The organism is Microseira wollei NIES-4236, assembly GCF_020521235.1.
In the GTDB taxonomy this organism is placed as follows: Bacteria; Cyanobacteriota; Cyanobacteriia; order Cyanobacteriales; family Aerosakkonemataceae; genus Microseira; species Microseira wollei.
Genome location: NZ_BLAY01000643.1, coordinates 1 through 305 on the forward strand (window position 1 = coordinate 1; position 305 = coordinate 305).

The 305-nt window shown below is 43.9% G+C and carries 1 protein-coding gene; it reads left to right on the forward strand.

Features of this window, described 5'->3' with window-relative positions; genetic code table 11:
- Positions 1-10: 10 nt before the first annotated feature.
- On the forward strand, positions 11-305 hold a 295-nt coding region (locus MiSe_RS50115; protein WP_226595088.1), incomplete at its 3' end, for a hypothetical protein.

The following is a 305-nucleotide window of genomic DNA, read 5'->3' on the forward strand; positions in this document are numbered from 1 at the left end:
ACCCGAATTTATGAAAAACGATCCGCAATCTTGTCGGGACACGGCATCAGAAATATTCTGGAGCCATCAAAATTTGATGATTGCCGTGTCCCTACCCGAATTTATGAAAAACGATCCGCAATCTTGTCGGGACACGGCATCAGAAATATTCTGGAGCCATCAAAATTTGATGATTGCCGTGTCCCTACCCGAATTTATGAAAAACGATCCGCAATCTTGTCGGGACACGGCATCAGAAATATTCTGGAGCCATCAAAATTTGATGATTGCCGTGTCCCTACCCGAATTTATGAAAAACGATCCGC